This window comes from Mesorhizobium sp. M0437, assembly GCF_040321335.1.
In the GTDB taxonomy this organism is placed as follows: domain Bacteria; phylum Pseudomonadota; class Alphaproteobacteria; order Rhizobiales; family Rhizobiaceae; genus Mesorhizobium.
In genome coordinates this window covers 1-18,266 of the sequence record NZ_JAMYRK010000090.1, presented here as the reverse complement: position 1 = coordinate 18,266, position 18,266 = coordinate 1, and the positions used below count along the sequence as shown (strand labels likewise).

18 protein-coding genes and 1 pseudogene are annotated in these 18,266 nt (G+C 61.9%); 8 read left to right on the top strand and 11 right to left on the bottom strand.

Annotation, left to right across the window (positions count from 1 at the left end):
* The 10 genes and pseudogenes from NKI72_RS31395 to NKI72_RS31350 form a co-directional block, all read right to left on the bottom strand.
* Positions 1–83: pseudogene (locus tag NKI72_RS31395) on the bottom strand (co-chaperone GroES); the annotation flags it as partial.
* A 423-nt stretch (positions 84–506) separates the two neighbouring features.
* Complete coding sequence (gene bioZ, locus NKI72_RS31390) at positions 507–1,490, bottom strand: 3-oxopimeloyl-[acyl-carrier-protein] synthase BioZ (RefSeq protein WP_352594790.1); 984 nt, start codon at positions 1,488–1,490, stop codon at positions 507–509.
* Positions 1,487–2,752 carry an adenosylmethionine--8-amino-7-oxononanoate transaminase gene (locus tag NKI72_RS31385; RefSeq protein WP_352692539.1) on the bottom strand — a complete coding sequence of 422 codons (1,266 nt, stop codon included), beginning with the start codon at positions 2,750–2,752 and terminating at the stop codon, positions 1,487–1,489. The genes bioZ and NKI72_RS31385 overlap by 4 nt, the downstream gene beginning before the upstream one ends.
* Complete coding sequence (gene bioD, locus NKI72_RS31380) at positions 2,752–3,387, bottom strand: dethiobiotin synthase (protein ID WP_023679599.1); 636 nt, start codon at positions 3,385–3,387, stop codon at positions 2,752–2,754. Before bioD ends, NKI72_RS31385 begins: the two co-directional genes overlap by 1 nt.
* Positions 3,388–3,398: 11 nt before the next feature.
* Entirely contained in the window at positions 3,399–4,538 is a 1,140-nt protein-coding gene (locus NKI72_RS31375; protein WP_352757208.1) for an 8-amino-7-oxononanoate synthase, read from the bottom strand.
* Positions 4,535–5,533: a biotin synthase BioB gene (bioB, locus tag NKI72_RS31370; RefSeq protein WP_352595658.1), complete on the bottom strand. Its 999-nt coding sequence runs from the start codon at positions 5,531–5,533 to the stop codon at positions 4,535–4,537. The genes NKI72_RS31375 and bioB overlap by 4 nt, the downstream gene beginning before the upstream one ends.
* A 94-nt stretch (positions 5,534–5,627) precedes the next feature.
* Complete coding sequence (gene nadC / locus NKI72_RS31365; RefSeq protein ID WP_352595624.1) at positions 5,628–6,482, bottom strand: carboxylating nicotinate-nucleotide diphosphorylase; 855 nt, start codon at positions 6,480–6,482, stop codon at positions 5,628–5,630.
* Positions 6,482–8,023, bottom strand: coding sequence for an L-aspartate oxidase (locus NKI72_RS31360; RefSeq protein WP_352851752.1), 1,542 nt, complete (start codon positions 8,021–8,023; stop codon positions 6,482–6,484). The genes nadC and NKI72_RS31360 overlap by 1 nt, the downstream gene beginning before the upstream one ends.
* Positions 8,020–8,994 carry a quinolinate synthase NadA gene (nadA, locus tag NKI72_RS31355; protein WP_352508058.1) on the bottom strand — a complete coding sequence of 325 codons (975 nt, stop codon included), beginning with the start codon at positions 8,992–8,994 and terminating at the stop codon, positions 8,020–8,022. Before nadA ends, NKI72_RS31360 begins: the two co-directional genes overlap by 4 nt.
* Positions 8,995–9,060: 66 nt before the next feature.
* On the bottom strand, positions 9,061–10,029 hold the full coding sequence (locus NKI72_RS31350; RefSeq protein WP_023722073.1) for an NUDIX hydrolase: 969 nt from the start codon (positions 10,027–10,029) through the stop codon (positions 9,061–9,063).
* 173 nt (positions 10,030–10,202) lie between these two features.
* Here NKI72_RS31350 and panB point away from each other — a divergent pair, with 173 nt between their 5' ends.
* The 6 genes from panB to NKI72_RS31320 all read left to right on the top strand — a co-directional run bounded on the left by panB (position 10,203) and on the right by NKI72_RS31320 (position 14,332).
* On the top strand, positions 10,203–11,063 hold the full coding sequence (panB, locus tag NKI72_RS31345) for a 3-methyl-2-oxobutanoate hydroxymethyltransferase (RefSeq protein ID WP_352458526.1): 861 nt from the start codon (positions 10,203–10,205) through the stop codon (positions 11,061–11,063).
* A complete protein-coding gene (gene panC / locus NKI72_RS31340; protein WP_352684187.1) occupies positions 11,060–11,920 on the top strand; it encodes a pantoate--beta-alanine ligase in 861 nt (286 codons plus the stop codon). Before panB ends, panC begins: the two co-directional genes overlap by 4 nt.
* Positions 11,921–12,014: 94 nt before the next feature.
* Positions 12,015–12,740 carry a LuxR family transcriptional regulator gene (locus NKI72_RS31335; RefSeq protein ID WP_352453544.1) on the top strand — a complete coding sequence of 242 codons (726 nt, stop codon included), beginning with the start codon at positions 12,015–12,017 and terminating at the stop codon, positions 12,738–12,740.
* A gap of 93 nt (positions 12,741–12,833) precedes the next feature.
* The gene (locus tag NKI72_RS31330) at positions 12,834–13,466 is read left to right on the top strand and encodes an acyl-homoserine-lactone synthase (RefSeq protein ID WP_352496585.1); all 633 of its coding nucleotides are present in this window, start codon (positions 12,834–12,836) and stop codon (positions 13,464–13,466) included.
* A 22-nt stretch (positions 13,467–13,488) separates the two neighbouring features.
* A complete protein-coding gene (locus NKI72_RS31325) occupies positions 13,489–13,863 on the top strand; it encodes a transcriptional regulator domain-containing protein (RefSeq protein WP_352496584.1) in 375 nt (124 codons plus the stop codon).
* A gap of 58 nt (positions 13,864–13,921) precedes the next feature.
* On the top strand, positions 13,922–14,332 hold the full coding sequence (locus tag NKI72_RS31320) for a DNA -binding domain-containing protein (protein WP_084643024.1): 411 nt from the start codon (positions 13,922–13,924) through the stop codon (positions 14,330–14,332).
* 46 nt (positions 14,333–14,378) lie between these two features.
* Here the strand turns inward: NKI72_RS31320 and NKI72_RS31315 are convergent, their stop codons facing one another.
* Positions 14,379–14,798, bottom strand: coding sequence for a hypothetical protein (locus NKI72_RS31315; protein WP_352851750.1), 420 nt, complete (start codon positions 14,796–14,798; stop codon positions 14,379–14,381).
* A gap of 301 nt (positions 14,799–15,099) precedes the next feature.
* On the opposite strand from NKI72_RS31315, the gene glmS reads away from it, so the two are divergent.
* Together glmS and NKI72_RS31305 are read left to right on the top strand one after the other, a co-directional pair.
* Positions 15,100–16,923, top strand: a complete 1,824-nt coding sequence (gene glmS, locus NKI72_RS31310; RefSeq protein WP_352577953.1) for a glutamine--fructose-6-phosphate transaminase (isomerizing) — start codon at positions 15,100–15,102, stop codon at positions 16,921–16,923.
* A gap of 415 nt (positions 16,924–17,338) precedes the next feature.
* Positions 17,339–17,599 (top strand): helix-turn-helix domain-containing protein, encoded by a 261-nt coding sequence (locus NKI72_RS31305; RefSeq protein ID WP_352496595.1) that lies wholly within the window; start codon positions 17,339–17,341, stop codon positions 17,597–17,599.
* Positions 17,600–18,266: the final 667 nt, after the last annotated feature.

Below are 18,266 nucleotides of genomic sequence, written 5' to 3'. Positions count from 1 at the left end.
ATCCCGCCGGCGGTCTTCGCTTCGGACTCGACGCGGCGAACGACCACGCGGTCATGCAGCGGCCGGAAATTCGACTTTGCCATTTTTGGATTTCCTTGGTGCGAATGTTGAACGGTTCTCCGTTGCCGGAGCGTGCTTAGCACTCAGCCGAAGCGAGTGCTAACGCGGCAATGAGATAAGCCGCATGCTCCTGCTAGTCAAGACGGAAGAGCAAAGAGAAAAGAGCAGACAGCAAAGAGAAGAGAGTAAAGAGCGTGTAAGCATCGAGCCTTTTATGTGAACAATGTCGGGTATCAGACATATATGGGGCGGCTCACCCTTTGTATTTGAGCTTTATTCAGATGGCACGAATGATGCAACGGGTGATGCATTTGATCTCATCCAGAGGCTCGCACGGGGTCGTGCTGCGTCAGCTCGGTCATGTCGAGCTTCAGAAGGCCATTTTGGCATTGGTTCTGTTGCCCTATCGCCATTCATGACCAGTCCTGCGCGCGTGAGCCGGCCGGCTAGATTCCAACCACGAGAGCGCCGCCGCTGAGACCCGCACCCGCCGCCGACAGAAGGATTTTCTCTCCAGGCTGGAATGGCTCCGTCTGGTTGGCGAGCGAGAGCGACAGCGGGATCGTCGCGGCCGAAGAGTTGCCGTATTCGGCAATCGTCTTGACAATTGCTTGGTCCGCGATGCCGAGGTTCCTCCCGACCGCGTCGAAAATCCGAGTATTGGCCTGATGCGGCACGAACCGGCCGAGATCGTGTGGCCGCACTCCGGCAGCGGCTAGAGCGCTTGTCGAGCAATCGGTCATCATCTCCACGGCCATTGCGAACACTTCGCGGCCGTCCGTCATCCTCATTCGGGTTTGCGCGAGATCGAGGTCACCGTGGAACGGCTTGTTGCTTCCTCCTGCGGGAATCTGGATCAGCCCGTATCGCGAGCCGTCCGAATCCACCGAGGCACCGAGAATGCCCCGATCAGCATCATCGCACTGACCGATCACCAGGGCGCCGGCGGCATCGGCAAACAGGACCGAGCTTGCGCGCTCGGCTGGATTGATGCGGCGGCTGAGGATGTTGGCGGCGATAACAAGGCTCGCTTTGCCGTGCAGGCGGGTAAATCCGTCCGCGAACATGAGCGCGTAGATGAAGCCGGCGCAGGCGCCGGTCAGATCCACCGCGCCTGCGCGGCCAAGGCCAAGCTTGTGTGCGACCAGCGGCGCGCTGGGCGGCAGAAGATGGTCGGGCGTCGAGGTGGCAAGCAGCAGCAGACCGATGTCGTGGCGCGCAATGCCGGCGTTCGCCAGCGCCATGTCGCCGGCCTGCGCAGCAAGACCAGACAGCGTGTCTTCGTCGGTTGCCCAGAAGCGCGACCGTATCCCGGTACGCCTTTCGATCCAGCCTGGATCAAGACCGAGATTGCTCTCGATTTCGGCATTCGCCACCTTTCGCCCAGGCGCATGATGGCCAAATCCGAGAATGCGCGACGACTTGCTCATGGCCTGGACCCGAAGCGTTCGCCCGCCTCCTCAATGGCGTCATAGAGTCGCTCGAGCTCGTCGCCGGTGATGCAATAGGGTGGCAGAAAGTAGAGGACATTGCCGAGCGGGCGCACAAGTAGCCCTCGCTCGAGGAAGAAAGCGCGCAGTTTCGGTCCGATCTCGGCGAGATAACCTGCGGAACCGGTTCGCAGGTCGAGCGCCGCGATCGTGCCGGTCGCCCGGCAGTCGGTGAAGAAGCTGTTGTCGCGAAAGCGTCGAAGCCCGGTGGCCTGCATTGCGCTCAAGGCCGCAATGCGCTCGGCCACCGGCTCGTCCCGCCAGATCTCGACATTGGCAAGTGCTGCCGCGCAGGCAATCGGGTTGGCAGTGTAGGAGCTCGAATGGAAAAACGTCTTCTTCCGGTCCTCGGAATAATGAGCCTGGAAGATGACATCGGTGGCAAGCGTTACGGCCAGCGGGATGGCGCCGCCGGTCAGGCCTTTCGAGGTGCACAGGATATCTGGAGAGATCGATGCCTGCTCGCAGGCGAACATGGTTCCGGTCCGCCCCCAGCCGGTCATCACTTCGTCGGCGATCAGCAGCGTGCCGGAGGCCTCAGTGATCTTCTTCAATTCGGCCAGAACTGAAGCCGGATACATCAGCATGCCGCCGGCGCCCAGCACCAGCGGCTCGACGATTAAGGCTGCGGCTCGTCGATCGCGGGTCACAGCCTCTAAACGATCCAGCGTCTCCTGCTCGCGCCCCGCTGCCGGAAAGGGGATGGTGTCGACCTCGAACAGCAAGGGTTCGTAGGCGGCGTTGAACACGCCACGCGCACCGACGCTCATCGTGCCGATCGTGTCGCCATGATAGCTGTGATCCATGACGACGATGCGCGAGCGTGGGGCGCCGATGTTGCGGAAATAACTGAGTGCCATCTTCAGCGCTACTTCGACCGAGGTCGAGCCACTGTCGGAATAGAACACCCAGTCGAGTCCGGCGGGAGCGAGTCCGACAAGCGCCTTGGCCAAGCATTCGGCAGGCTCGTGCGTGAAACCTGCGAAGATGATCTGGTCGAGGCTCGAGGCGGTCGTCTCGATTGCCTTCATAATGCGGGGATGGCGGTGGCCATGGGTGACGACCCACCAGGAGGAAATGGCGTCCAGGATGCGGGAGCCGTCGGCCGTGTGGACATAGGCGCCTTCCGTCAGGACGATTTCAGGGATCGCCGGCTCGAGCGCGTGCTGGGTGAAGGGATGCCACACACGGGATTGCGTCATCATTCGCCTCCGGCAATCAAAGCGAGGTCGAAGCCGGCAATCATCGCTTGTCTCAGCGTTTTGTCCGTCAGCGGATCGAGGTGCGGCAGCCTGCCGAGTTGCGGCACGTCGCCGAATTCCACGATCGTCCGTTGCGTATCGGTCATCTCATCGCCGATGAAGGCGATGCCAGCCAGCGGGATAGCGCGCGCCCGCAGGGCTTCGATCGACAGCAAGGTGTGATTGATTGTTCCGAGCGCGGTGCGGGCGCACAGAATGACCGGCAACTGCCATTGCTCGAATATGTCGATGAACCTTGTCCGGCGGTTCAGCGGCACCATCAGCCCGCCGGCGCCTTCGATGACGAGCGGTGTCGGCAGGACCGGAAACGAAAGATCGGCAGCCTCGATCGAAACGTCGTCGATTTCGGCCGAACGATGCGGCGAAAGCGGGCTCTTCAAGCGGTAGGCTTCCGGCAGCACGCGCCCCGACGGCAGCCCGGCAAGTCGCGCAACCGCCTCGCTGTCGGTCTCGCCGTCGAGGCCCGATTGCACCGGCTTCCAGTAGAAACCGTCAAGCAGGCCGGCAAGCCCGGCCGAAAACACCGTCTTGCCAATTCCGGTGTCTGTTCCGGTGATGACGATGCGCTTGGTCATGTCGCCTCCGGTCATGTCTGGGCCAACACCTCGACGAGCGCCTCGAGCATGGCGGAAATGTCGGCTTCGCCGATATTGAGCGTCAGTGAGATGCGCAGCCGCGACGTGCCCTCGGGCACGGTCGGCGGACGAATGCCGCGTATGTCGAAGCCGCGGGCCTGCAGGCGCGCCGCCACTGCCATGGTGCGCCTGACATCGCCGATCACCAAGGGCTGGATCTGAGAGCCACTTGGTATCACGCCGCAGCGATCGACCAATTGGCGGCCTGCGAGGGCAACGCGTTCATGCAGCTGAACACGCCGCATAGGCTCGTCGGCGAGCATTGCGAGCGCTTCGCGCGCCGCGACCGCCATCAGCGGCGATGGCGCGGTGGCGTAGATGAATGGCCGGCAACGGTTGATCAGATACTCGCACAGTGTCCTCGGCCCGGTCACGAGCCCACCAGATGCGCCGAGCGCCTTGCCGCAGGTGTGGAGCGCGACGATGTTGTCGCGGCCCTCGAAAGCGGCGGCCAGCCCCCGGCCGTCCGGTCCCCAGACGCCGGTGGCATGCGCCTCGTCAATGACGATGAATGCGTCGTGCCGATCGGCAAGCGCGACCAGGCTCTCCAAAGGCGCGCAATCGCCATCCATGCTGTAAAGGCTTTCCACCGCGATCCAGACGCATCCCATGCCGCCTTCGGCGCGCCAACACGTGATCGCATCCTCGACAGCATCGACGTCGTTGTGCGCGGCCAGCTTGAACTCGGCACGTCCGGCCTGTGCCCCCTCATGCATGCTGGCATGGGCGAACTGGTCGAGGATCAAAAGGTCGCCCTTCTGCGGCAGCGCCGTCAGCAGAGCGAAGTTGGCGATGTAGCCGCTGCCGAAGAACAGCGCGCGGTCGGCTCCGAAGAACATCGCCGCGTCTGCCTCGAGCTGCTCGTGTTCCGGCGCATTGCCGCGCAACAGCCGCGACCCGGTGGCGCCAGCCGGCGTGCCACGCGCAATCGCCGCCGCAACCGCTTCGCCAAGTCTTTTGGAGGTGGCAAGCCCGAGATAGTCGTTCGACGAGAAGTCGAGCCCGGCGCGCGGCTTGAGCGTCCGCAGCCGGTCCTTGCGCGCCAGTCCCTGCAAGGTCGCCTCATAGCGGGCAAGCGGTGCCCCGTTCATTGCGCCTCGAGGTCCATCGGCTCGATGCCGAGGCGCCGGAACAGCAGGGTATCCTTGTCCTCGCCGGGATTGTCCGCCGTCAGCAGCGTGTCGCCGACGAAGATCGAGTTGGCGCCGGCAAAAAAGCACAGCGCCTGCATCTCGTCGGTCATGGCCGTGCGGCCGGCGGAAAGACGGATATGCGATTTCGGCATCATGATGCGTGCCAGCGCGATCACGCGCACGAATTCGATCGGCTCGATGGGCTTGGCGTCGGCAAGCGGGGTGCCGGGGATCGGGATCAGCATGTTGATCGGAACGCTTTGCGGATGTTCCGGCAGGTTGGCCAGCGTCACCAGCATGCCGATCCGGTCCACCGGCTCCTCGCCCATGCCGACGATGCCGCCGCAGCAGACATTGATGCCGGATTGGCGAACGTGCTCGAGCGTCTCGAGCCGCTCCGCAAAGCTCCGCGTGCTGATGATCTCGCTATAGTAGCGTTCCGACGTATCGATGTTGTGGTTGTAAAAGTCGAGACCAGCCTGCTTCAGTCGAGCGGCTTGCTCAAGATCGAGCATGCCGAGCGTCATGCAGGTCTCCATGCCCAGCGCCTTGACGCCTTCGACCATCGCCACCACCGCATCCATGTCGCGCGCCTTGGGGTTTCGCCAGGCCGCGCCCATGCAATAGCGGGTTGCGCCGGCGTCACGCGCTTTCTTCGCCTCGACGATGACGCGCCTGACCTCCATCAGCTTCGACGCCTTCAGGCCGGTCTCGTGATGCGCCGACTGGCTACAATAGCCGCAATCCTCCGGGCATCCGCCCGTCTTGATGCTGAGCAGCCGGCTGAGCTGGACCTTGTTTGGATCGAAATTCTGGCGGTGCACGGTTTGCGCGAGGAAGAGGAGATTGTTGAAGGGGGCATCGTGAAGTGCCTGAGCCTTCTCCAGGGTCCACGCTCCAGGGTCAGGGGATTGAGCCTGTGGCGATGTCTGCGTTGGACTGGCTGTTTGCATGTCCATGCTGTTCTCCGGTTCTGCCTTGCTTTGCTGTCTGATTGATGACGATCGGAAAGGACAGTTGATTCGATCCTGTTCGTTCCTCAGGCAATCATGAGTCCCAATAGTCGAGGCCGATATCCAGGATCGGCGCGCTGTGGGTCAGTCGGCCGACTGAAATCAGATCAACGCCGGTCGCGGCAATCGCTCGCGCTGTATCGGATGCGATCCCGCCAGAAGCCTCGGTGATAGCACGGCCGCCAACGATTGCGACGGCGCGGCGAAGATCGGCGAGGGACATGTTGTCGAGCAGAACCGCATCGGGAGCGAAGCCAAGTACCTCCTCCAACTGGGCCAGCGTATCGACCTCGACCTCGATCTTGACGAGATGACCGGCCCGTCTTCGTGCTCGCTCGAGCGCCGGGCGAACGCCGCCTGCGATGGCGATGTGGTTGTCCTTGATCAGAATTGCGTCGTCGAGGCCGAAGCGGTGATTGGATCCGCCACCTGCGCGCACCGCATACTTTTCGACTGCCCGCAATCCGGGCGTCGTCTTGCGCGTGCAGACGATCTTCGCGCCATATCCACGAACCGCAGCGACGATCGATGCCGTTGCTGTAGCGATGCCGCTCAGATGGCACAAAAAATTGAGTGCCGTCCGTTCGGCTGTGAGAATGGCCCGGGCAGGGCCAACCACTGATGCAATGACCTCTCCATCCATGACATTGGAGCCGTCTGCCCGCTCCACCGAGATTTCGATATCAGGATCAATCAAGCGGAAAGCGAGCATCGCCAGATCGAGGCCGGCGACAACTCCGGACTGGCGCGCCGCCAGCACGGTTCCCGCTTGGCGTTCCTTCGGGACGATGGCCTCCGTGGTCAAGTCGCCGGCTCTGCCAAGGTCTTCAAGAAGAGCTGCCCTTACAAGCGGCTCAAGCATGACCGTGGGAAGCGGTGAGAGCGTCATCACTTTGCCCCTTCGAGGCTTGGCGAGTGTCCGAGTTCCCGCGCAGCGGCCAAGGCGGCTTCGAGGGTGATTTCGGACCGTCGGGCGACAGTCGCATGATGAGGAAAGTCTGTCCGGTAATGAGCGCCGCGGCTTTCTTCGCGCAACAGGGCGGCAACCGCGATCATCAGCCCGGCAGCCGCCGGATCCGAGGCCGCGTCCTTGCTATCGGCGAGCGGCAATAAGGCACGTGCGGCTGCTTTTAAACCTTCACCATCCCGGACGATGCCGAGTGCGCGCGACAGGAAAACACGCACCGGAATCGGAGCGGGCGATGGGTAAACGTCCGCAAACGCAGGCTTTGTTCTGCGAGCAGGCGTTCCGGCGACACTTTCAGCGACCCAGCGCGCGCACACGACGGCCTCGGTCAAGGAATTGCTGGCGAGCCTGTTGGCGCCATGCAGTCCTGTCGAAGCGACTTCGCCGCAGGCCCACAGCCCCTTGACGGAGGTCCTACCGGAGCCGTCCACGGCAACGCCACCCATGTGGTAGTGTTGGGCCGGACGAATGGGGATGAGATCGCGCGCGGGATTGATGCCGGCTCCACGACAGGCTGATGCGATTGTCGGGAAGTGTCGAGCAAATTCCGGGCCAGGCCGTTGCCGCGCGTCGAGAAAAACACGGTGGCCGTTGGCAAGATGGTTCCAGACGGCGCGCGCCAAGACATCACGAGGCGCGAGTTCCGCCCCTGGCACGCTCTGGAGAAAAGCCTGGCCGGTTTCGTCGATCAGGGCAGCACCTTCGCCGCGGACGGCCTCGCTGAGCAGCACCATAGGGCGTTCCGGGCCGTCAAGCGCGGTCGGGTGGAACTGGATGAACTCGAGGTCGGCAAGGACAGCTCCAGCGCGGGCCGCAAGCGCCAGGCCCTGTCCACAACTGCCCGAAGGATTCGTGGTGTCGAGAAACAGTCCCCCGATCCCACCGGTGGCGAGGACGACCCGCCGTGAGCCGAAGAAGACAGGTCCTATCGAACCGCTCGCCCAGACGCCTCGGATCGCATTCTCTCGCACCGCCAGCCGGCGCGCTTCCGCGCCCTCCACGACAACAATCGACGGAGTGGAACGCACAGCCGCGATCAGGGCACGCATGATCTCACGCCCGGTGCCGTCACCATGCGCATGAACGATGCGACGTCGGCTGTGTGCGGCCTCCAATCCGAGGCACAGTGATCCTTGCGGCGTACGGTCGAAGGGAACCCCAAAGCCCGCAAGCCCCTCTATCGCCTTGGGCGCGGCTTGGAGGATGCGGCTCGCCACGTCTGTGTCGCAGAGACCATCCCCGGCGGCAAGCGTATCGGCCAGGTGCAGTTCCGGATCGTCGTCTTCGCCGAAACTTGCAGCCAGACCACCCTGTGCCCACGTGCTCGAATTGTCAGCTCCCAGCAGCGTCCTGGACAGAAGCAGCACCGGCTCCGGCGCCAGTTGAAGCGCGGTCATCAGTCCGGCGATGCCGCCGCCGATGATGATGGGCCGCCCGAAGAAGCTGCGGACATCGGCGCTCAAATTGCCAGCATCCGTTCGACCGCAAGCCGCGCGCGCCCGGCGATCCCGGGTTCGATGGTTACGATATGGTGGTTCTGCTCGAGCGCCATGCGGATGTTGGCAAGCGTGATCCGCTTCATGTGCGGGCACAAATTGCAGGGCCGGATGAACTCGACCTCTGGGTGCGCTAACGCGACGTTGTCGCTCATCGAACATTCCGTCATCAGCACGACACGTGCCGGCCTTTGCCTTTCGACATAGTCGGACATGGCAGCGGTCGAGCCGGAAAAATCTGCTTCAGCCACGACGTCGGGCGGGCATTCGGGATGCGCGAGCACGATCACGCCGGGATGGCTTTCGCGCAACTCGCGGATGTCGGCCGGTGTAAAGCGCTCATGCACCTCGCAATGCCCTTTCCAGGCGATGATCTGCACATCGGTCTGGGCGGCGATATTCTGGGCCAGATATTCGTCCGGCAACATGATCACCTGGGGAACGCCAAGGGATTGGACGACCGCCTTGGCGTTGCCGGATGTACAGCAGATATCCGACTCGGCTTTCACTTCGGCCGACGTGTTGACATAAGTGATGATCGGCACGCCGGGATAACGCTGGCGCATCAAGCGCACGTCTTCTGCCGTGATCGATTCCGCCAACGAACAGCCTGCCCGCAGGTCGGGAATGAGCACCGTCTTTTGCGGATTTAGCAGCTTGGCCGTTTCGGCCATGAAATGTACGCCGGCTAGCACGATGACTTGCGCCTCGATCGTCGCAGCCGTGCGGGCCAGTGCCAAGCTGTCGCCGACGATGTCGGCCACGCAATGGAAGATCTCGGGGGTCTGATAGTTGTGCGCCAGGATGATGGCGTTGCGCTCGCGCTTCAGTGCAAGGATCGCCTCGATATCCTCGACGAAAGCCGGCCATTCGATCGGCGGGATCACTCGTCGGACGCGCTCGTAGAGAAACGCGGTCGCAGGCAGCATGGCGCTCATCGACCCCTCCAGCTTATACTCTAGTTGAAAATAACCAGCATATACTTGCTGTGAGTATAAGCGATGTCAACCCCGCGCCAGCGGCAATTTTGTCCCGGCGATGACCCTCTCGTCGAGAACGGCGTGGCGGAACCGGTAAAGCTTCGCTGGCCGGCCGCCGGTCTCCGCGGTTGCCTCTCCGGTCTCTTCGACCAGCTCCTGCTGCTCGATCAGCCGGCGAAAGTTCGGCTTACGCACGAGCCTGCCGGCAAGCGCCTCCACGGTTCGCTGCAGCTGCAAAAGCGTGAAGACCGGCGGCATCAGCTCAAAGACGACCGGCCGGTATTTGATCTTGGAGCGCAGCCGCGCAATGCCGGTCGCCACGATGCGGCGATGATCGGCGACCATGGACTTGCTAGGCACCAGCGGAGGCAGCGTCGCGTCCCGTCCGCTTCCGGCCTCTTGGACCAGGCCTGCTTCGTAGACTAACTCATAGCGTTGAAGCGTGAGTTCCTCGTTCCAAAGGCGGTCGTCGAAGCCGAAGGCTATCGTCGCCCGCTGCCAGCGTTCACGTCGCGTGGCCGCGTCGCTGACGCCGTCTGCCCATTCAATCAGGCGCGGTCGCAGAACGTCCAGCACGACCGGAGGCGTGCCGGAGCGGTGGTCCTCCCATGGAAAATATTCATACCAGCTCTGCCAGCCGCACTTGGGCGAGCCAGCTGCCTGTTCCTTGCGGGTCAATGCGAGATAGCTGATGGAGATGACGCGCTGCTGGCGCTCGGCGCCGATGCGATCCCGATCCGCGAAGGTGTAGAGTTGCTCAATATACCCCAGCGGATGGCCGGTCTGCTGCTCGACCCACCCCCTCAAACCGGATTGCAGCGATCGGTGCTCAAGCGCAAATGGTCCGGAGGGCAGGGTGTCCGCCTGGCCGATGGTGAGGACACAGGGTTCACTGTCGTTTACGGCGACGACAAAGGCGATCAGGTCCACTTTGACTTCGTCGGCCTTGACGGCGGCTCTGTCTTTCCTGGGTCCTTTTGCCTGATCGTCCATGTTCGCGAAAGTGGTTGGCCAGCTCGGGAGCGCCTGAATCGATTTAAGTGTAAGCGCGCCTGTCCGCACGTCAACACCGCACAGCTGCACGGCCATTTTTAGCTCTTCGCACTTGCACAAAAATGTGGCAAACGCGACACCCGCGGTTGGTAACGTTGGGGAAGGAGGGTCCATTGAGTGCGTTTGGTGACACCAAGGCGATCACACCGCCGGATATTCGTTCGCGCAAAGGTGGGACGCCGCTCGTCTGCCTTACCGCCTACACGACGCCAGTCGCCCGGCTTGTCGATCCCCATTGCGATGTGGTGCTGGTCGGCGACAGCGTCGGCATGGTTCTCCACGGCCTGCCCTCGACGCTCGGTGTGACGCTGGAGATGATGATCACGCACGGCCAGGCCGTGCGCCGTGGCCTCGAGCAGGCGCTGATGGTCGTCGACCTGCCGTTCGGTTCCTTCGAGGAAAGCCCCGAGCAGGCTTTCCGCAATGCCGCGCGCGTCATGGCCGAGACCGGCTGCGCGGCCGTCAAGCTCGAAGGCGGCGAAACGATGGCAGAGACGATCGGCTTCCTCGCTGCGCGCGGCGTGCCGGTCATGGCCCATGTCGGCTTGACGCCGCAGGCGATCAACACCATCGGTGGCTACCGCGTGCAGGGCAGAGGCGGGGATGCCGAGCGCATCAGGCGCGACGCGCTTGCGGTGAGCGAAGCGGGCGCCTTTGCGGTCGTGCTGGAGAAGGTTCCCGAGGCGCTCGCCCGCCGGATCACCGGGGAGGTGGCGACCCCGACCATTGGCATCGGTGCCTCGGCAGCCTGTGACGGCCAGATTCTCGTCGTCGACGACATGCTGGGCCTCTTCGGCGACTTCCGGCCCAAATTCGTCAAGCGCTATGCTGAACTGGGGGAGGCCGCTGCGGCTGCGATCGCGGCCTATGCGCGGGAAGTGAAGGAGCGCCAGTTTCCGGCCGCCGAGCACGTGTTTGCCGATGCGCCCAAGCCCGCCGACGGGGACGCCACCAAGAGCGGAGAAGCAGCGTGAGCGTGCCGATTGTCAGGAGCGTTGCCCAGCTTCGCCAAATCGTCGCCGCATGGCGCCGCGAGGGCGTGAGGATTGCCGTCGTGCCAACGATGGGCGTCCTGCATGAGGGCCATCTCAGCCTGGTGCGCGCGGCACTCGTGAAGGCCGACCGGGTGATCGTGACGCTCTTCGTCAACCCGAAGCAATTCAACAGCGAGGCCGATCTCGCCGCGTATCCGAGCACCGAGGACGAGGATGCCGCCAAGCTGGCACCGCTTGGCGCGCACCTGCTTTATGCGCCGGATGCAGAGGAGATGTATCCGGCGGCCTTCGCCACGACCGTTTCGGTGTCCGGTGTCAGCGAGGGCCTGTGCGGTGCCTTCCGGCCGGGACATTTCGATGGCGTGGCGACCGTCGTCGCCAAGCTCTTCCTGCAGACCAGCGCTGACTTCGGCTTCTTTGGCGAAAAGGACTTTCAGCAGCTTCAGCTAGTCAGGCGTATGGCCCGGGACCTGGATATTCCAATCACCATTGTTCCTTGTCCGACAGTCCGCGAAGCCGACGGTCTTGCACTATCATCGCGCAATGTCCGGCTCTCGCAAGCAGAGCGTGCTGTTGCCCCCGAGCTATCATCGGTCTTGCTCGAGACGGCTGAGCGGCTTGCCCGCGGCTCGCCCGTCCTGCCAACGCTTGCCGAAGCGCGCGCAGCAATTCTGGCTGCAGGCTATCGCGAGGTCGAATACCTGGAACTTCGCGACGAGGCAGATCTGCGACCCATGACAAGCCTTGACCGACCTGCACGCTTGCTTGTCGCGGCCTGGCTCGGCGGCACACGGCTCATAGACAACGTCAGAATATCACGGGTTTCAACAGATTAACGGGGTTCTCGGCACGCGCTGTATCCGTCCGGGATCGTTTAAAACAAGGTCTCTGCCTGGCATCGAGCGATCACGGAGGTTACGCAAAGCGCAAATGCATCGCGTGTTTGAGAACTTCGTTGAGCAACTGTCTGCAAGTGTTGATGCTGCCGATCTCCGTGAGGCAATGGCATCCGCTGCAGCCGGCTTCGATTTTCCGCTATTCGCCTATTTCACTTACCCGTCGGCCCCCGGCGACGCCCCGCAATTGATCTCAAACTATCCTTCATCCTGGACATCACGTTATCTGCAACAGCGGTACCACAGTCTTGATCCGGTCATCCTGCGCGGGCTGCAAGGCTGGGATACCTTTGATTGGGGTGTGGATCGCGCTCGGCACTGTCTGCCGAATTCGCAGCAACAAATTCTGGAGAGTGCGGCTGAGTTTGGCATCCGCGGCGGCCTGACGATGTCCATGCATGATCATTGCGGCCGGTTTGCTGCCCTGACCTTTGCTTCCGACGAGTCCCGCCCGCCTCTGTTGCGGTCACTGACACGTTACGAAAAAGCATTGCAGCTGGTGGCCATCAACTTTCATATCCATGTCCGGCGCAGGCTCGCCGACGATCGCGTGGTGGATGGTGTAACGCTCACCCCGCGGGAGTTCGAGTGCCTGAAATGGGCGGCGCGCGGCAAGTCGGCTTGGGTTATCAGCCAGCTTCTCGGCGTCTCAAAGCGCACCGTGACCTTTCATCTGGAAAACGCCAAGGCAAAGCTTGGCGTTCGAACGATCAACCAGGCCGTTGCACGACTGGCTGCCTCCGGCCAGGCGAGATCCTGATTCGTCGGCCACGATAGCTGTAAACCTCTACAGGCTGCATCGCTGCCGGCTTTGCCCTTCGATGGCGGGAACACATCCCGCACGGAGGCGACCATGATGCAGCTGATAACACCAGACCTTTACGACGAGTTCGCAAGCGAGCTCAAAGAGATGCACGGGCTCAGGTTTCGGGTGTTCAAGGAAAGGCTCGATTGGGAAGTTGATACCGAAGACCAGATGGAAACAGACCCGTTTGATGGTCTGAAGCCTGTCTATCTGCTCCTCAAGGGATCCGACTGGCGAATTCGCGGTTGCGTGCGTCTTTTGCCCAGCACCGGACCCACAATGTTGCGCGACACGTTCCCGGTGCTGCTGGGTGCTGACGTCGTGCCCTCGACCTCCGACATATGGGAGAGCAGTCGTTTCGCGCTCGATCTCCCTCCGTCGGCGCCCAAGGCAGCGGGCGGACTGGCCCAGGCAACCTACGAGCTCTTCGCGGGCATGATCGAGTTCGGCTTGGCCAAGGATCTGACCCGGATAGTAACGGTGACGGACACGCGCATGGAACGGATCCTTCGCCTCGCGACGTGGCCATTGTCGCGCATCGGACAACCCAAGTCCGTCGGCAAAACGGAGGCGGTGGCCGGGTTTCTCGAGATTTCCCGCGCGAGCCTTTTGCGCATCCGCAGCAGGGGACGTCTGAGCGGACCGGTACTGTGGCAACCGGTTCTAGGCCCGTCGGCATAGCGTCATTGTGGACACCTGAGCCGTGAAGGATGCTGGTCTGCCCAAGGAAGCGACGGTCGGTCTTGTATGCTGGCCGGACTGGCGTCGTCACGAAGCTTACCACTACGCCAGACGATTGCCACGCACTGCCTGGGCCTGGGAGTTTCTTCGGCGCAATCCACAATTTCAGCGCGACCACGCCAAAATGGCACCGTCCGCCTACATTGTCGGAGCCCAGGCCGACATGAAGATAATCGAGTTGACGACAGGATCATCTTTCCTAAGACAATGGAGCCTCCTTTTTCGCGGACGCGCCACAGTCGGACGCTACGTCGGCAAGGGTCTTTTGGGATCCGCGCGACTGCGCCCGTATTCTACGAGCGGCCGCGGAGCCGGTTGGGCTCGACCACGATTTTGAACCGCTTGATCTCCCTTCGCTCTCATGCTGCAAGGACATCCTGCTGACACCTGCCGGCGTGCAGCACGTGCTGCTGAGGGAGGACTGCCGGAGTCTGCAGATCGCCCTTTCCGGTGCATCCGTTCTCCGCCCGTTGCGGCTATATGTCGACGCGATCGTGCAGCCGCAGCACCTGAAGTTCCATGTCGCTGCCCTTCAGTTCCTGAACGACATCAATGGTTGCGGCCGCCTGGCAGCTGCTTGCTTTCCGCCGGAACCCCGCGGAGCGCGTCTGCGTATCGTGCTCCAGGCTTTGGATGGCTCGCTTGCGGGAGCATCTCATCAGGAGATCGCCATTGCCCTGTTCGGGAGACGCCGTGTCGAAGAAGATTGGTCTCATCCAGGTAGCCATCTTCGCGATCAGGTGCGTCGCGCCATCCAACGTGGCCGCTACCTGATGGGCGGCGGCTATAGACAGTTCCTGATGTAATTCGGGTGACAGCTTGGTGATTGTCTTATTCGAAAACGCGCAGGCATCAATCTCCATTTCTCACTGCTATTGTGCCTTGTACAAGACGTGACACGCGCCTAGTTCTTCCGCAGCGGGAATCGGGTTTGAGTAATACGGACGAAGCACTGAGAACCAACGTTTTCGTGATAGTGCATTCATGCCCCGAGAATCCTGATGACGTTACGAACCCCGACAAAGCCGGCGCTGACTGAAACGGTCGCTGAACGTGCTCTGTGGCCTGCGCCGCCTGACTCTCGGTTTCGGCCATGCCGACCAACAGCCTATTGATAGGCCATCGCGGGCTAAACTCTACCGGCGAAAGCCGCGTCAACAGCGGCAGGCAATCAGAAACTTGATCGGCGGCGACGATGATTATGATCAACGTGACGAACACGTGAATCATGCCGACGGCGCCGACGCTGCCGATGATGATGATGCCGATCATGCGTCACAGTGCTTGTGATCATGCCGATCACCGCGTGCACGAGCGGCGGCGCTTCGTGTCAGGTGCGTAGCCCGGATGGTCCCCTTCGTGCCGCGGGGTGTGGGCTTGCGCTCGGTCATGAGGGCGTCAGGCGCAACGAGAAGTTTAGATCAGGGGCTCATCCATGGGGTGGATGATAGTTATCCCTACAATCAATTGTACCAATATTACCGAATACTACTACAAGATCCCCAATGAAAGCGGCCGGATGGGTATCCGTCTCGCGTGGGCTGAAGCTGCCGGCAAGAATGGGAAGACGAACATGTGCGGGATTGTTGGCATCGTTGGGCAACAGCCGGTGTCGGATCGGTTGGTCGACGCATTGAAGCGTTTGGAATATCGCGGCTATGATTCCGCCGGCGTTGCGACGATCACCGAAGGTGCCTTGCACCGCCGGCGCGCCGAGGGCAAGCTCGTCAATCTCGAGAGGAGACTGAAGGAAGAGCCGCTGAGCGGCAACATCGGCATCGGCCACACGCGTTGGGCAACCCATGGGGCCTCGACGGAACGCAATGCGCACCCGCACTTTACCGACGGTGTCGCCGTCGTCCATAACGGGATCATCGAGAATTTCACCGAGCTGAAGGACGAATTGGCGGCGGCTGGCGCCGAGTTCCAGACCGATACCGACACCGAGGTCGTCGCGCATCTCTTGGCAAGACACCGCCGGGAGGGCATGAGGCGGCAAGAGGCGATGCGTGCCATGCTGAAACGCGTCAGGGGCGCCTATGCGCTTGCCGTCCTCTTCGAAGATGATCCGTCGACCATCATGGCGGCGCGCAACGGACCACCGCTGGCGATCGGTCACGGCGACGGCGAGATGTTCCTGGGCTCCGACGCGATCGCGCTCGCTCCCTTCACCAATGAAATTACCTATCTCATCGAGGGCGACTGGGCCGTTGTCGGCAATTCGGGCGCCCATATCTTCGATTTCGACGGCCATCCCGTCGAGCGTCCGCGCCATACCTCCACGGCCGCGGCCGATCTGGCCAACAAGGGCAACCATCGCCACTTCATGGAGAAGGAAATCTACGAGCAGCCCGAAGTCATCGCCCATGCTCTCCGTCACTATAGCAACATCATAGAGAATCGCGCCGACATGGTTTCTGGCATCGATTTCGCCAGGATCCCGAGCTTGGCGATCTCGGCCTGCGGGACCGCCTATCTCGCCGGACTGATCGGAAAATACTGGTTCGAACGCTATGCGCGCCTGACGGTTGAAATCGACGTTGCGTCCGAATTCCGTTACCGCGAGATCCCGTTGTCGCCGCAGTCGGCGGCTCTTTTCATTTCGCAGTCCGGCGAAACCGCCGATACGCTCGCATCGTTGAGGTACTGCAAGGAGCGTGGGCTGAAAATTGGCGCTATCGTCAATGCCTGCGAATCGACCATCGCTCGGGAGGCCGATGCGGTCTTCCCGATCCTTGCCGGACCGGAGATTGGCGTCGCCTCCACCAAGGCGTTTACCTGCCAGCTTGCGGTTCTAGCCGCACTCGCCATCGGCGCCGCCAGAGCCCGCGGGACCGTAACCGAAGACGAGCTGCAGGCGCTCGTCAGGAGCCTCGCCGAAGTGCCGCGCGTCATGGGCCAGGTACTCAACAGCATCCAGCCGGAGATCGAGTTCCTGTCGCGCGAACTGTCAAAGTGTCGTGACGTCCTGTATCTCGGCCGTGGCACCAGTTTCCCGCTAGCGATGGAAGGTGCGCTGAAGCTCAAGGAGATTTCCTACATCCATGCCGAGGGCTATGCGGCGGGTGAATTGAAGCACGGTCCGATCGCATTGATCGACGACAACATGCCAGTGATCGTCATCGCGCCCCATGATCGCTTTTTCGACAAGACCGTCTCCAATATGCAGGAAGTGGCTGCCCGTGGAGGGCGGATTATCCTCATCACCGATGAAAAAGGGGCAGCCGCATCGAAACTCAACACCATGCACACGCTCGTGTTGCCGGCTGTCGACGAGATTATCGCGCCGATGATCTTCTCGCTGCCGATACAGCTTCTTGCCTACCACACGGCGCTCTTCATGGGCACAGACGTAGACCAGCCGCGCAATCTCGCAAAATCGGTCACGGTCGAGTGATTGTGAACCTTTATAGGTGGCGATGCTTGGCCATCTTCGCTGCATCGGCGGTGGAAATTGGTCGAAGGTATCAGCGTCCGCGAGGCTGGGTGGACGGTGCCGCGAATAGCCACTGGAGGCGTCAATGAGAGTTCGAGTTGCTGTTCAAGAAAGCCATCGGGGAGAATGAGTCGTGTAGGATCGCAGGTCGAATGCGCTACAGCCGATCAGGCCATCTCATGGCGGGCAGGTTCTTAGAACTTGATCAGAAGCAGGTGAGCCGCCATATTCCGACCCGGCTGCCAATTTCAAGTGGCCCATTCCATGGATGAGGCCGGTCCGGCCGAATGGACGTCCATTTTTTTGATTTGCTGGATGTGCGCCAGGGTCGGGGAGGAAATCTCCCGATTTGTCAGGCGCTCCCATCTTCTTGGAGATGTTTATGAAGGATTCGCGCATTCCCGAGCCAGTCTTGACGGCTATGTCGCAGGGGACCCACATCATCCGCGCTTATCGTGAGCACCTTGGGTATTCAATCGAGGACCTCGCGGTCGCGTGCGGGCTTGCCGCTCAGGAAATCCAAAACATCGAGCGGGGTCTAAAGTACAATAAGGGCTATCGGAATCGGATAGCGAGATCGCTGTCCATACCTGTGGGAATTCTTGAGGCAGAGTCGGACATATCGGACGCCGCCTGATCAGTCGGATAATCTGCAATGGGTGGAAGACCGCTCTTGTGATGTGACGTTTGCGGCTGATAGTCGTCGCTTGATTCCGTTGGACGCGAATGCCTTCTGGCGCAGTACCGCCAAGAGAATTCTCGTCCACTGTCCGAGTCAGGAACTGCACACGGGCTCGCCGAACAGGAAGTTGGAACGCTTCGTCATGCTGTCTTAGGCGATATAGCCGCCCGGAGTGCTGCGACACGTGCACGATAGCATTGGCTCGCGAGGATGGATTGCTAACGGCGAACCCATGCTGGTCGGCAAGGCGATACTGGCTGGAGCATCAACTCGGCCGACGAGAGTGGCCCCCCATCCTAGGCAGGATCGGCCGACATGGCCGGCATCGCGAGCCGCTCTGAAAAGAGCACAGCGGGCATCCAGACGCTGCCGGGTTGACTATGGGTGTCGGAACCGCAAAAAGGGGCCGCTCTTCATGAGTGGCGTGCGGCGGCCGGGGAAACCCCACCCCCCCCCCCCGCGGCCGGCGCGCGTCTAGCCGCCGTGGTTCACGGGCTGTAGCATTTGACGGCCTGAAGCGACGCTGTGTCGCCGTTGCGGTGCTTTTCCACGCGCCTCGTCAGGCGCCGGGATTGCTCCGTCGTGATGGCAGGCGGGGGTTTGCAGGTTGCGGTCGACGGGT